13 protein-coding genes and 1 pseudogene are annotated in these 13,524 nt (G+C 70.7%); 3 read left to right on the forward strand and 11 right to left on the reverse strand.

The window, feature by feature from the left end; translation table 11 throughout:
- The 4 genes and pseudogenes from AB0I77_RS03195 to AB0I77_RS03210 form a co-directional block, all read right to left on the reverse strand.
- Positions 1-285 (reverse strand): annotated as a pseudogene (locus AB0I77_RS03195) (gluconolaconase); the annotation flags it as partial.
- A gap of 112 nt (positions 286-397) precedes the next feature.
- Complete coding sequence (locus AB0I77_RS03200) at positions 398-916, reverse strand: nuclear transport factor 2 family protein (protein ID WP_363280581.1); 519 nt, start codon at positions 914-916, stop codon at positions 398-400.
- 57 nt (positions 917-973) lie between these two features.
- A complete protein-coding gene (locus AB0I77_RS03205; protein WP_363281130.1) occupies positions 974-1,786 on the reverse strand; it encodes an oxidoreductase in 813 nt (270 codons plus the stop codon).
- 608 nt (positions 1,787-2,394) lie between these two features.
- Positions 2,395-2,637 (reverse strand): hypothetical protein, encoded by a 243-nt coding sequence (locus AB0I77_RS03210; RefSeq protein ID WP_363280582.1) that lies wholly within the window; start codon positions 2,635-2,637, stop codon positions 2,395-2,397.
- A gap of 44 nt (positions 2,638-2,681) precedes the next feature.
- Between AB0I77_RS03210 and AB0I77_RS03215 the strand changes: the two genes are divergently transcribed.
- On the forward strand, positions 2,682-2,999 hold the full coding sequence (locus tag AB0I77_RS03215) for a CPBP family intramembrane glutamic endopeptidase (RefSeq protein WP_363280583.1): 318 nt from the start codon (positions 2,682-2,684) through the stop codon (positions 2,997-2,999).
- Between the two features lie 102 nt (positions 3,000-3,101).
- On the opposite strand, the gene AB0I77_RS03220 is transcribed toward AB0I77_RS03215, so the two are convergent.
- A complete protein-coding gene (locus tag AB0I77_RS03220; RefSeq protein WP_363280584.1) occupies positions 3,102-4,655 on the reverse strand; it encodes an SLC13 family permease in 1,554 nt (517 codons plus the stop codon).
- Positions 4,656-4,915: 260 nt separating this feature from the next.
- Here AB0I77_RS03220 and AB0I77_RS03225 point away from each other — a divergent pair, with 260 nt between their 5' ends.
- Both AB0I77_RS03225 and AB0I77_RS03230 read left to right on the forward strand, forming a co-directional pair.
- Positions 4,916-6,562: a sensor histidine kinase gene (locus AB0I77_RS03225; RefSeq protein WP_363280585.1), complete on the forward strand. Its 1,647-nt coding sequence runs from the start codon at positions 4,916-4,918 to the stop codon at positions 6,560-6,562.
- A complete protein-coding gene (locus AB0I77_RS03230; protein ID WP_363280586.1) occupies positions 6,559-7,251 on the forward strand; it encodes a response regulator in 693 nt (230 codons plus the stop codon). Before AB0I77_RS03225 ends, AB0I77_RS03230 begins: the two co-directional genes overlap by 4 nt.
- A gap of 247 nt (positions 7,252-7,498) precedes the next feature.
- Here the strand turns inward: AB0I77_RS03230 and AB0I77_RS03235 are convergent, their stop codons facing one another.
- From AB0I77_RS03235 to AB0I77_RS03260, 6 genes are all read right to left on the reverse strand, one after another.
- The gene (locus AB0I77_RS03235; RefSeq protein WP_363280587.1) at positions 7,499-9,136 is read right to left on the reverse strand and encodes an ABC transporter substrate-binding protein; all 1,638 of its coding nucleotides are present in this window, start codon (positions 9,134-9,136) and stop codon (positions 7,499-7,501) included.
- Between the two features lie 5 nt (positions 9,137-9,141).
- Positions 9,142-11,283, reverse strand: coding sequence for a hypothetical protein (locus AB0I77_RS03240; protein WP_363280588.1), 2,142 nt, complete (start codon positions 11,281-11,283; stop codon positions 9,142-9,144).
- 248 nt (positions 11,284-11,531) lie between these two features.
- Positions 11,532-11,834 carry a hypothetical protein gene (locus AB0I77_RS03245; protein WP_363280589.1) on the reverse strand — a complete coding sequence of 101 codons (303 nt, stop codon included), beginning with the start codon at positions 11,832-11,834 and terminating at the stop codon, positions 11,532-11,534.
- Positions 11,835-11,932: 98 nt separating this feature from the next.
- Positions 11,933-12,787, reverse strand: coding sequence for a hypothetical protein (locus AB0I77_RS03250; protein ID WP_363280590.1), 855 nt, complete (start codon positions 12,785-12,787; stop codon positions 11,933-11,935).
- 207 nt (positions 12,788-12,994) lie between these two features.
- On the reverse strand, positions 12,995-13,174 hold the full coding sequence (locus AB0I77_RS03255) for a hypothetical protein (protein WP_363280591.1): 180 nt from the start codon (positions 13,172-13,174) through the stop codon (positions 12,995-12,997).
- A gap of 23 nt (positions 13,175-13,197) precedes the next feature.
- Positions 13,198-13,485: a hypothetical protein gene (locus AB0I77_RS03260; protein ID WP_363280592.1), complete on the reverse strand. Its 288-nt coding sequence runs from the start codon at positions 13,483-13,485 to the stop codon at positions 13,198-13,200.
- Positions 13,486-13,524: the final 39 nt, after the last annotated feature.

A 13,524-nucleotide genomic window follows, 5' to 3' on the forward strand; every position in this document is an offset into this window, starting at 1 on the left:
GGCGTCCTCGCGGTTCACCTCGGCGTCGGGGTAGGCCACCGGCTTCCCGCCCCGCAGTTCGGCGACGGTGAACGGGACATCGTCACCCCAGCGGGGAAAGTTGACGAAGATGCGGCCGCGGCGCGAGACGGTGACACCCGTCGGCATCGCGCCCCAGAAGCGGGCAACGACCTCGTAGTGACCGGCTGTTGAACCGGAAGGGGATGCGGAGGCGTAGGCGGGTCCGGCGAGTTGGGTGGCGGCCAGCGACGCGGTGGTCGCCGTAAGGAACGTACGTCGTTGCATGGGGGCGTCTCCTGGGGTGTCAAGTCGCTGGAGGGCAAGGCGAGTTGCGGCTACCGTCAACTCCTGGAACGGGAAGGGGAACGGGGCCGAACGCTCAGTGGATCTGGTTCTGTCAGGTCCGCCGGGCTGTCGGGCGGGTCTTCGCGACCATGCTGCGGTCCCCCGAGGAGACCATCGCGTGAATGGGTACGGTGCTGACGCTCATGAGCGTCGCAAGGCCCCGGCGGCCCTGCTGGCGAGCGAGCGCCGGACCCATGAGGTGCATCAGGGCGGTGAGGGCCGGCATCGGACGCCCGAAGAGCGTGATCTCCGTGATGCGTGCTTGGTCGTCGAGCCGCAGCATCTGCACCTCCTCGAACGACTGGGAACCCACCCGCGCCCGGTAGACCAGGGCGTACGTGTCGCCCTCGCCGGTCTGGGTGTGGTAGCGGACGTCCTTGACCGCCGCGAACGCCGAGGTCAGGAAGGAGCGCAGCTGGTCAGTTCCCTCGAAGCGGAACTGGTCGGTGAGCGGCGAGCTGAGCACGACGTCCGGGCTCAGGCACGCGACCGCGGCGTCGACGTCACCGCGTTCCTCGGCGGAGCGCCAGCGCGCGACGGTAGCGGCGGCGGAGTGCAGGGTCTCGGACATGGGTCTCTCCCGGTATCAACGGCGCGATGGGTTTACGGGTGGGGAGGGTGGCGAGTGTCAGCCGGCCAGCTTGTTCATCGTGCGGATCTGCTTGTCCAGGACCCAGGCGGGGACGAAGCGGAGCATGCGTGCGCGTCCGGCCATGGGGCCTGCGGCGTAGCGCAGTTTCGGCTTGGTGTCGGTGGCGGCTGTGACGATGGCCTTGGCGACGACGGTGGGGTGGTCGCCGTTCTTGATCGCGTCCGTCATCAGGCGGTCGAAGATGTGGCGCTGGTCGGCGTAGACCGGCAGAGGGGAGTCGGGCTTCGCGCTGTTGGCCTCGAATCCGGTGTTGGTGTAGGCGGGTTCGACGAGGAGCGAGCGGATGCCGTACGGGCGGACCTCGTGGTCCAGGGACTGGGAGTAGCCCTCGATCGCGTGCTTGGACGCGCCGTAGACGGCCATGTAGGGAGCGGGGATGAACCCCTGCACGGACGAGAGGTTGATGATGCGTCCGCGTCCCTGGGAGCGCATGTGAGGCAGTACTTCCTTCACCATGCGCATGACCCCGAAGACGTTGATGTCGAACACGCCCTCGGCCTGCGCGAGGGAGGTCTCCTCGGCCGCGCCGATCGAGCCGACGCCCGCGTTGTTGACCAGGACGTCGATCCGCCCGAACCGTGCGATCACCTGCTGGACCACGGCGGTGACCGACTTGTCGCTGACCACGTCGAGGTCGAAGAACGTCACCCCGCCCAGCGGCGCGACCCGTGAGGTGTCCCGGCCCGTACCGGCCACCTCGAAACCCGCCGCGACCAGCGCGAGCGCTGCCTCCTTGCCGATACCGGAGGACGCACCCGTCACGAGGGCCACCGGCCGATTTGTCGTCATCATGCACTCCCGAAGTCCTTTTGGAAACCGATCGGTTTCGCGTGCCCTCACTGTAAACCGATCGGTTTCCAATGCACAAGCTCAAGCACGGAACTGGTCTGAGGGGAGTGGGGGAGGAAGACGCGACGATCGGGCTCTGGTGCAGGGGCCGGCCGACGAGGGAGGCGCGGGCCATCTCCAGCGGGGTGACGCCGACCAGGGCGGTGGCCACAACCCCCGAGCACCGATCACGATCCGGCAACATGAGCGCTGGGCTGCCATGGTCGGGGGCGTGGTCGGGCCCGACCAGCCTCGGCCACGTCCCATGTGCAGGGCGCCGGGCGCTCGGAGTCAGAGGACGCCGGCTGTTCAGCGCGGGTGCGTCAGATGTCTGTTCTCAGTCCCTGGGGTGCGTGATCCCGGGCCCAGGCAGTCCGGCCGGGCGGCGGGCACCAGGACGGTTGACGGGCGTCGTCGATCAGGTCTGCTTGCGGGTCTGGCGGACAGGCAGGGTCACGTGATCGTGTACGGCCTGGGGTGGCCCTGCCGCTCGGGCTCCAGGGCCTGCTCGTCGAGCAGCTCCAGGGCCTTGGTGCGGCTGTGCGTGTCCAGCAGCATGACCACGGTGTTCATCGCGACGGCGTGGACGCGGTCCAGTGGCGCCAGGCCCTCCGCCGCCTGGAGGAGCGTTGACTCTCGAGCGGTGCCCGGGCCGCGACCTCGTAGATATCGCGCACCGCCATGGACGGCACTCCCGGCATGTCGAAGAGCCTGTCGTGGTCGAGTCCCCACCAGACCAGAGCGCGCTCCGGCCGGCCGGTGTCCAGGCCCGTGAGACAGGCCGCGACCTGGGCACCTGTGCCGTTCGGCACCGTGCTGCTGGAGGAGATTGCCTTCCGGCGGTGTCAGGTGGGCCATGGGCGGCCGTGACGGACAGCGCGGTACCGCCTGGGCCACTGCCGTGTCATCGCTGCTGTTCGGGTTCTGGCATGTGCTTCCCTCTCGCGGACTGACCCGGTCCAACGAGGCCGCGGCGGTCCTCGGCACCGGACCGGCAGGCACCACGCAGTCCGTCACGGCCGCCGTTGCCGCCACGACCGCCGCCGGCGTCGGCCTGTGCGGACTGCGGCGCCGGTCCGGAAGTCTGCTAGCGCCCGCGGCGCTGCACTGGGCCCTCAACGGCTTCGGTCATGTGCTGGCCTGGGCCGTACCTCAGGGGAGGGACGAGGATTAATTAGAGCGGCCCGTGCGGTGCCCTCGCCGTCACGCCGCCCCCCGCCCCGAACCTGCTGCCCCCCATGCCGCGACGGTTCCGCCCGCCCCCGGCGTGAGCCCGTCACACGACGGCGTGGAGCAGCAGAATGGCGCTCAGGGACGTCAGGGACAGCAGGGTGTGGGCGACGGTCCAGGTGCGGAGTGTGCCGTTCACGGAGAGTCCGAAGTACTCCTTGAACATCCAGAACGAGGCGTCGTTGACATGCCCGAGGAAGGCCGCGCCGGAGCCGAGCGCCAGGGCGAGCAGGGCCGCGTACGAGGAGTCGAGGCCGTGTGCCATCGGGCCGATGATGCCGGCCGCCGCCACCGTGGCCACCGTGCCGGAACCGGTCGCCGTGCGCATGAGGGCGGCCACCAGCCAGGCCAGCAGGAGCAGGGAGATGTGCAGATGCTGGGCGGCCTGGCCGATCGCGGCGTTGATGCCGGAGTCCTGCAGCGCCGCGGAGTAGCCGCCGCCGGCCCCGACGATCACCAGTACGCCGGCGATGGGCGGGAAGGACCGGGACAGCGTCTCCTGCACGTCACGGCGTGAGGAGCCGACGGCCCAGCCGAAGGTGACCAGCGCCACCAGCACCGCGGCGAGCAGGGAGATCACCGGGGTGCCGAGGAACTCGATGGTGGTCAGGAGAGTGCCGTGCGCCCAGTTGAAGGTGTCGCAGCTGGCCTTGAGCATCATCAGCGCGATCGGCAGCAGGATGGTCCCGATCGTCACGGAGAACTTCGGCATGCGCCGCGTGTCCCGCGGCTCGCCCTCCTCCCGTGCGGTGTCGCTCGCCGGCTGGGGACGGTGGTCGGTCACGGTGACGCCCGCCGAGGGGGCCGACGCGGGTACGGATGCCCGGGCGGCGGCCTGCGTCTGCGACCGGGCGTGGTCGAGCGCGGCGGTGACGACAGCGCTCGGCGGGCCCGCGGTGGTGAACGCCGCCAGCGCCGAGTCGGGGATACGGGCCGGGACCCGCGGCCAGATGTACGCGGTGAACAGCGGCCCGACGACGATGGCGGTGGGGATCGCGACGATCAGGCCGTAGACGAGGGTGAGGCCGATGTCGGCGTGCACCGCGTTGACGGCCACCAGCACTCCGGGATGCGGGGGCACCAGTGCGTGCACGGTTGCCAGGCCGGCCATGGCGGGGATCCCGACCCGCAGCACCGGGTAGTCCGCGCGCTTGGCGATCTGCAGGACCAACGGCACCAGCATGACGAAGCCGACCTCGAAGAACATCGGCAGTCCGACGATGCAGGCGATAGCGGTGACGGCCCACGGCAGCCGTTTCGGCCCGGCGACGCGGGTGAGAGTCGCCACGATCTGGTCGATGCCGCCGGAATCCGCCATCAGCCGGCCGAGCACGGCACCCAGGACGATGAGGATGCCGACCTTTCCCATAATGCCGCCCAGGCCGGTGGTGAAGGAATCCGCCGCTTTTTCGACACCGGCTCCGGACAGTATGGAAACGGTGAGGGCGCCCACCATCAGGGCGAGGAAGGCATGCAGCTTCGCCCAGCTGATGAGGAGGACGACCACGGCGATGGAGATGCCCACCAGAGCCAGTAGCCAGGTGTCGTGACCGGACCAGACCACGGCCCCGGGGGCCGCTTTCGCGGACTGTGATGCCAACGCTGCCATCATGCGCATTCAGCTTTCTCTCATCTTCCGGGAACTCCCGTACTCGAAAACTCGAAGACTCGAATACACGGGATTTTCGTCATCACCGGAGGTTCTTCGTCTGGAGCTTGCGGGGCACCGTATGCGCAAGCGACGCCACATCACCAGGGGCGTAACGATTGCGTTAATTGATGGAGCCGGAAATCTTTCCGTGCATTCTGTTCGTTTTGTGCGCGGGTCCGCCGGCCATTCGCCCCGGATACTCTGGCGTCATGTTCCGCGGTCCCCGTATCGCCACGCAGGCACTGCTCGCCCAGGTCCTGGCGCTCGTCGTCGTTCTCGGTACCGGATTCGCGCTGACGGTGACCCTGCTGCGGAACTCCTCCGAGCAGCAGTACGAGCAGCGAGCCCTCGCCGTGGCCCGGACCGTCGCCGAGGATCCGGCCGTGGCCCGGCGGGTCGGCGCCGGCTCGGATCCAGGTGGCGAGGTGGAACGCCTCGCGGAGGCGGTACGGCGGCGTACCGGCATGCTCTTCGTCGTCGTGACCGACCGGCACGGAATTCGCTGGTCGCATCCGGACCCGGCCGAGGTCGGCAAGGAGGTCAGTACGCCGCCCACCGCACTGGACGGGCGCGAGTCGGTGTCCATCCAGCGGGGCACGCTCGGGAAATCTGCCCGCGCCAAGGTCCCGCTGCGCTCCGCGGACGGCGCGGTGATCGGCGAGGTCAGCACAGGCGTCCGGGTCACGACGGCATTGGAGGCCGCCGTACCGCTGATCCGTGAGCAGGGCGCGTTCTCGGTCGGTGCGCTGCTCGTCGGCATGGGCGCCGCCGCCCTGCTGACCCGCCGCCTCAAGCGGCACACCCTCGGCCTGGAACCGGCCGAACTCGCCGAGCTGCTGCGCGAACAGCAAGCCGTGCTGCACGGGGTCGGGGACGGCGTGCTCGCCGTGGACCCCGCGAACCGGATCACGGTGTGCAACGAGGAGGCCGCCCGGCTGCTGGACGGCCCGGTGGCGCCGGGCACCCCGCTCGACGAGGCCGGCCTGCCCGCGCCGGTGCACCGCGCCCTGGCCAAGCGGCAGGAACTGCGGCAGAGCGTGGCGGTGGTCGGCGCCCGGCTGCTCGTGGTGAGCGCGCAGGCGGTCCGCCGCGGCGAGCGGGACCTCGGTCACGTCGTCACCGTGCGGGACCGTACCGAGGTGGACGAGCTGGAACGCGAGCGGGCCGCGCTGCGCGCGCTCTCGGACGCCCTGCGCGCCCAGGCGCACGAGTACACCAACCGGCTGCACACCCTCTCCGGCATGCTCGCCACCGGTGGCGTCGAGGAGGCGCAGGGCTACCTGCGCGAACTGGCCGCCGCCCCGCTGGCCACCGAGGACCGGGACGGGGCCCGTATCGCCGACCCCTATCTGCGCGGACTGCTGGCGGCCAAGACGGCGACCGCCTCCGAACACGGCGTGGAGCTGCGCCTGGACGAGGACTCCTATCTGCCGGGCCGGCTCACCGAGCCGCTGGACGTGGTCAGCGTGGTCGGCAACCTGCTGGACAACGCCGTACGGGCGGCCGCGAGCGGACACCGGCGTCCTGCCTGGGCGGAGCTGAGTGTGCTGGCCGAGGGGGATACGCTGCACGTGGCCGTGGCCGACAGCGGGGGCGGGGTCCGGGCCGAGGACGCCGAGCGGCTGTTCCGCAGGGGATTCACCACCCGGCGTCCGGGGGAGCGGTCGGGGCACGGGATCGGGCTCACCCTCGCCCGCCAGCTCGCGGCCAAGCACGGCGGCGAGGTGCGCCTGGGCCAGCCCGGCGGGGACGGGCACGGCGCCGTTTTCCTGGCCCGCTTCCCCGGCGCGCTGGAGCGGCGAGCCCCGGCCGCCACGGAGGCGGAACGAGCGGCAGCACAGGGAGGTGAGTTGTGATCCGGGTCCTGGTCGTGGACGACGACTATCGCGTCGCCGAACTGCACGCCCGCTACGTGAACGCGGTCGCCGGCTTCACGGTGGCGGGCACCGCCCATACCGCGGCGAAGGCGGTGGAGTTGAGCCGCGCGCTGCGGCCCGACCTGATTCTGCTCGACCTGTACCTGCCCGACCGCGTGGGCACCGAGGTGCTGCCCGAGCTGACCGGCGACGTGCTGATGGTGACGGCCGCGGGAGAGGCCGCGCACGTACGGGCGGCGCTGGGCGGCGGCGCCGTCGGCTACCTGATCAAGCCGTTCGACGACCGAGAGCTGAGCAACCGCCTGACCGCGTACGCCCGCTTCCGCGCCCAGCTGGCCACCGACCGCTCTCTCGCCCAGGACCAGGTGGACCGCGCGCTGCGCGCCCTGCACGCCACGGGCCGCTCCGGCCGCGCCCGCCGGCCGCGCGCCACCCCCACCGGGAAGCTCGTGGCGGACACCATCACCTCCCTCGACGGGCCGATCACCGCGAGCGCGCTCGCGGAACGCCTGGGCATCTCCCGGCCGACGGCCCAGCGCTACCTGGCCGACCTGGCGGCGGACGGCACGGTCCGCATCGAACTGCGGTACGGCGCCGCCGGCCGCCCGGAGCACCTTTACTCGTGGAACGGCGAGGACGGCGAGGACACCGAGCCGGCCCCGGGGTGAGCCCCGGGCTCCGGCCGGGCCGCCGGCGCCGGGGACCGCAGGGTGGAGGCTCGGTTCTTCCAGCATCACGATCGTGCAGAACTCGACGTACGTGCGCTGCACGTTCACCAAGAGGACTCCCACGGCTGGCGGATGCCCTTTCGCTCTACTCGAGGTAGGGCGGCGCACGAGCTCCCCGGGCACGATGTTGTCGTTGGCTCGTCGCCGAGGGGTGCTGGGGGGTGGGCTGAGAGAGGGGTCGGCTGTCTCAGGAAGTACCGCTCGGGATCACGCAGTTCTTCGGCTGTTCCTTGCCGGTGGGCCAGCCCAGACCGACGAACTTCAGGGCCCCGCGCACGCCCTGGCCCGGGTTCAGTTCGACCACCGCGACCGGCTTGTCGTACGGATTCCCGCCGCTGGTCAGGCAGATCAGGCCACTCGTGCCCCTCACCCGGTGCACCGACTGCAGTTTCGACCACTCCTGGCGGACGTCCGCGAGGCTGGGTGCCTGCTCGGCGTTGTTGCCCTGTACCTCGTGCAGAGCCGTGCCGATGGTGACAAGGCCGTCGTAGACGAGCATGGTGCGGGAGTCCTCCAGGTCAGGGGCGGAGCCGAGGTCCGTGCCCGCCGTGCTCGTGCTCTTGATCAGGTCGCTGAGGGCGTCCAGGGCCGCCTTGGGCTCCGTGAGGTACTGGGGGAGTTCGTTCGCGGTGGGCTCGCGGTGGTGGGTCTCCTTCCACTGCTTGGTCCAGGCGGCCAGTTCGGTGTCCCAGGCAGCCGGGTGCGCGGGGGCGGCGTACTGGACCGTCACCTTCGCCTCGCCGTCCTCGCCGCGCAGCTGCGCCCAGTCCTTCTCGGACATGGCCTGCCGCAGCGAGGCGGCGTCGGAGCCGCTGACCAGGGTGAAGTGCCGGTTCGCGCAGGTCTGCTTGGCGAGCGTGAGCGCGAAGATCCGCAGATGCAGCGTGCGCCCCGCGAAGTAGACGGTGTCGGCCGCGGAACCGCAGATGTTGTTGGCGATCTGCTCGAACTGGCTGCCGGTCGAGCCGGCCTCGTCGATCCCCGGGGATTCGAAGGGCATGTCGGCGGGACCGGCCGGACCCGTCTCCTTGATCCCCCGGAACGCGCTCGCCAGCGACTCGTCGTAGGCGTCCGGGCGGGTGTCGTAGACCAGTACCGTCCTGGTGTTCTCCCGGCCCCGCTCGCCGTTGAAGTTGGCCAGGGCCTCGGCCGCGTTGCCGTTGGTGGGGATGATCCGGGCCAGGCCGGGGAATCGTTGCTTCTTCCCGTCGACGTTCGCGATCCCGTCCCCGCTGATCCGGGAGGCGAGCACCGGGACGCCGTTTTCCGTCAGACGTTCTATGGCCTCCTCGGTGGCGTCGAGGGTGAGGTTGAAGCCCGTGACGGCTCGCAGCTTGTCCTTGTCGGATTCGGCCATGTCGAGCAGCGTGCTCACGACCTTGTCCTGATGGCCGTAGTTCAGCCCCGGGTTGGCCAGCACCAGCCGGATCTTGGGCACTTGGCCCTCGCCCGAGTTGGCCTGCCGCTGTCCCAGATACGCGCCCTGGAGGTCGCTGCGCATCTGCCGCCGCAGCCCCGCCGTGTCCGATTTGAGGGGCAGCATCATCGCCACGGTGACGTGAGGCTGGTTCGCGATCCTCTTGTTCTCCTCCGAGATGGCCTTGGCCACGGCGCTGATCTCCGGTGTGCCGAAGTCGTAGCCCGCGCCGTCGACACCGATGCACTCGCCGCCGATCTTCTCGATGCCGTCGTGGCAGGTGTCCGGCTTCTGGAGGGCGGGAAAGCCGTATACGCCGGCGGCCACGAGCACCGCCACGCCCGCCAGCGCGTAGAGGATCTTTCCCCACCTGGGCAGTCTGTTCCACCTGGGTATCCAGCTGGGCATCCCCGTTACCTCCTTCGGCCGAGCTGATCGGTGCAGTCGCAGCGGAGCAACGGCTGCTCGTTCGCGGCCAGGTGGCTCCACTCGGTGGCTGTCGGGCCGAGTTCTCCGGCGCCGTCGAAGTCCATGGTCGACAAGTCCCTCAGCAACTGCTTCAGCGTGCGGGCCATTTCGCCTCCGGTCGGCCTGGTGCGCTCCTCGCACAGCCATACGGCGTGCAGCAGTTGGTCGACGGTGCGGCGCAGCGGCGGTCCGTCCACCCGTGCCAGACCCTGGGCGCGCTTTCGGCGCTCGTCCGCCCCGCCCGGATACGGCGCCTGGGCGATCTCCAGCAGTTCCTCGCACCACTGACGAGAGCGGCCGGGGAGGGTGGCGGTGAGGTGGCGAACCACGTCGTCGACGCCGCCGGAGACAAGGTGGTGGTTCATCTGGTGGGTCGTCACCGAGTGGAACGCACCGCCGCTCGGCTCACTCACGGCGTAGTGGTCGCGCAGCAGATGGTGGTCGGCGTACCAGGCGGCACCGTCGCGCGACAGTCCGTACAGCCGGTGCACCAGCAGCTGGCGCAGGCCGAAGTCCCCGATGAAGTGCCGCTCGCAGCTGGGCCATCCGGTGTCGTTGAGCAGCCGCGCGACCTCATGTGCCGTCAGGCGCAGGACACGGCCCGCCTGGTGATGGCGCAGCAGGACTTCTGCGCACTCCGGGTCGTGCGCCACCGACAGATGGGTGAGGAGATCGAGCCACTGGTCATGGTGCTCGTCCGGCAGCCGCACCGGCAGCTGGTCGAGGATCAGCTCCTGAAGCAGTACGTCCGTCACCGGCCGCTCGGGGGCGCCGTCCGGGTGGTGCAGCTTGGCGTCCAGGATGGCCCGGTCGTTGGCGTCCGTCTCCATCCGGTGGTCGGCGGCAGCGGTGGCCAGCCGGATCACCGTGTGCGGACGTCCGCCGCTCAGCTGGGCCACGGCGGCGGTGATACGGCGGCGATGCATACCGCCCTCCCGCTCTGCGCCCAGCTGTATTCGCTCGGTCGCCTTGCGGAGCTGGTCGCCGGTGAGGAAAGGCATCCGCAGCATGAGCACCCCGGCGGACAGCGGGCCGCGGTCCTCCTCCGGGTCCCTGCGGCGGGACCAGGTTTCCGGCACCCCGTCGGCGGGCCGGAACGCTGCCACCTCCCTCGGTGGCAGACCCCCGTGCAGGAAGTCGCCGCCGTCCGCCCGGCGCGCCGTGGCCACGATCACCACGCGGTCGCGCTGCCCGTCCCGGCGGTCGGTGAGCACGGCGCGCAGCAGCCGCTCGCCCAGCGGTTCTTCGGCGTGGTCCAGCAGCAGTCCCGGGCGGCCGACCCGGCCCAGCCAGCCCCCCAGCCCGCTGTACGCCGCCTCCAGATCCTCGCGCAGGGCCCGGAACAGGAAGCGCTCCGCGTCCTCCCGCCGCTCGCCGCCGGCCCGGAACTCGGCGGCGAGCCTGCGCAGCCCGTGCTTGGGCTGGCCGGCCGCGCCGGGATACTCGCCGTAGATCCGGGTCAGTTCCGCCTCGCCCCGGGGTGTCAGGCGCTCGAAGAGGGCGTCGAGCAGCGCGGTGAGCGCGCCGGCCCCGTACGGGCCGAGCGCCTGGCCGGCCAGGACCTCCAGCATCTTCCGTACGGCCCCGAGGAGCGCGCCGCGCCAGAAGTCGCGCGCCCCCAGACCGCGCAGTCGCGGCTGCTGGATCAGCTCCTCGTACCGCTCGACCTCTGTCCTGATCGCCTCACCGGTGCCGCCCGCGACGCCGGTCGCGATCACCGCCAGGCCCGCGAAGAACCGCGGGAAGGTGAACGCGCCGCCCGTTCCCCGCCAGGTGTGCAGCAGCAGGGCGGCCTCGACCAGGGCCTCGGTCACCGCCGAGCGGGCACCGGGCTCCGGCCCAGCCCGGTCCGCGTACACCGGTGCGGCGCAGTCCAGACGGATCACCGGCACGTGGCGGGCGAACCGGTCGTGCACCGCCCGCAGCAGCCGCCCCTTGCCCATCCCCGGGCCGCCGGTGAGCAGCACCACGGGCAGGTCGGGGCCGTACAACGGCTTGCGGTCGTCGCCTGACGGCGACCGCCCTAACAGGCGTGCGAAGAAACCGTCCGCGTTGAGGAGTTTCTCGAAGCCCAGGTCCTCATACACGCATCTCCCCCGTGGACACCCTCCCGCCCGGGAGCGGGTGATCGATGTGGTAGATGGAGATTAGTGGAACACGAGACCCTCAGCCAGAACAACGGTCGTTATGTGAAAGGAAGTTGGCGGCGGGAATCCAGCCGAGACGACGATGGTGCGGCAGCAGGAGGGCGGCCACCGCATCGGCTGGGCCCGGTCCGGCCAGTGGACTCGGTGGTGACTCGTCGAGATCCCGGGCATCGGGTCGACGACGGGCGTCAGCCGCGTCCGACCCGGCCGTCAGCGGGTCTCCTCCTCGAACTCGCGCGCGGCGGCCACGGCGAGGTCTTCGCCCCCCACTGGTGCCGCCCGACGGCAGCTCTCGGCGGCACCGCTCCGCTGTGGGCCTGATGCCGCCCGGCGATCTGCTCACGTTCGTCGCCGAGCAGGCCGACGACATGGCGCCACAGCCATGCCGTCGAGTCGAGGGGCGGGTCGAACGAGGCCCGGCCCGTCGGAAAGGCCGACTGGCGGTTTACGGCGGCACCCGCGCGGTTGTGGGCGGTTTCGTCCACCCTCATGCAGCCCATGCTCGCACTCGCGCGGCCGTCGGCAGCGCGCCCCTGCCCGTGCTCGGTTCCGCCCTCGCGAGCCGGTCACCGGCGGGTGCTGAGCGCAGTCAGCCCAGACACAGCACGAGCAGGCAGATCTGCGTCGGTGACGTCGATGCCGGTGCGGGGCTGGCCTGGGGCGGGCTGGAGTTCGTGGGGTCGGAGGCCGCGGGGGTCGGGGTCTGTTCCGCGGTCGTAGCGGCGCGGTCGACCTCGGGCGAGGTGGTCGTCAGCGGCTGTGGGACCGACTTCGCAGGCTGACGGGGAGGAGCGGCGGCGTCGGGCCGGGCGACCGGGTCGGTCGTGCGGGGTGCGGCCGCGAGAATCTGCTCCCGCGGGGTGTTGGCCGCGGGCCGCTGCGCCTTGGGAGCGGTGTGTGGCGACCGGTGAGTGGTGGGCGGTGTCGAGGCCGGATACGTGATCTCGGACGTCTGCTTCTCCGCCGTACCCATGCTTCGGTCGTCCGGCACGGTGTTCGCCTGTGCCCGGTCGGCGGTGTGGCGGTCCATCGAGGAGATGGTCAGGGCGCCTCCCGCGAATGCGACGGCGGTCGCGACCACGGCCCGGCGCTTGTTCTTCTTCCAGCGCGCCAGCTGGCGACGCCGTGCCGCCCGTCCCTGCTGCGCGGGCGGCATGCCCTCGACGTCGGTGGAGGCGCCCACCCTTGTGTCCGCGGTGTCCGCTGTGTCCGCCCCGAGCTCTGCTTCACCACGCAGGGGGCCGTCGTGCCATATGCCGGGGGCCTGGGACGCGCCGGCATACGTGGTGTCGGGTGCGTAGCGGGTCGTCGGCGAGGTGGCGCCCCAGGCCGGCATGGGGCGCGTGCCGACGGTGGGCGGAGCGATGTCCGGGGCGTAGCTGCCGCACCCGGGACACACCAGGGCGCCGTTGAGATGCCGACGGCACGAGGAGCAGTAGTCCATCTGGTCTTCCTGGGTTGCTTGCGCCGTCCGCCCATCGGGACTACGGCCTGATCACGTTCGCACGCGGGATCGAGCGATCAGTCACGCTAACGAGGCTTTCGAAAGTCTGTGTGCAGTCCGTGTGGTGCTCCTGCACAGATTCTCTGCGCCCAGTGAGGAACTTGCGCTTCAGGGGTAGGCGCGTCAGGTCGTGGATGACGTCGAGGTTCACGGCAGCGTCCCGCGCCACTCCGGCTGCGGGGCCGCGTCCTGTCCGCCGAGTAGTTCCGCCGCCTGATGCTGTGTGCGTTCCGCCGCCAGCTGAGCCTCCGCGACGGCGTCGCCGTGTTCGCGTACCAGGTCCTCGTAGATCGGCAGTTGCACATTTTCGGTGGAGCTGTGTTTCACGGTCGGTCCTTGCGCTGTTGTTGTCAGGTTCGGTTGAGCCGGGCGGCGATTCCGTGACCGATCAGCAAATACATCACCGCAGGAAGTCCATAATTAAGGATGGCGCGTAGGCCCTCTGTGTCCATCGTGAAAATGTCCTGCGACCACCAGGCCAGCCAGTCCGCCGTTCCCTGCACGAACTTGACGAATACATTCGCCTGGTTCGCGTCGAGCAGGAACAAAAGGATCCACAGGACCAGCAGGCCGGCCGCGGTGTCGACGATCGTGCAGATCGTCAGTGCCGTGCGCCGTCCGGTGTTCCGGTGGCGCACGGAGTGGTCCGGGCCCGGGGGCCGGCTGTATGCGGGGTA

Source organism: Streptomyces sp. NPDC050619 (assembly GCF_040654815.1).
Lineage (GTDB): Bacteria > Actinomycetota > Actinomycetes > Streptomycetales > Streptomycetaceae > Streptomyces.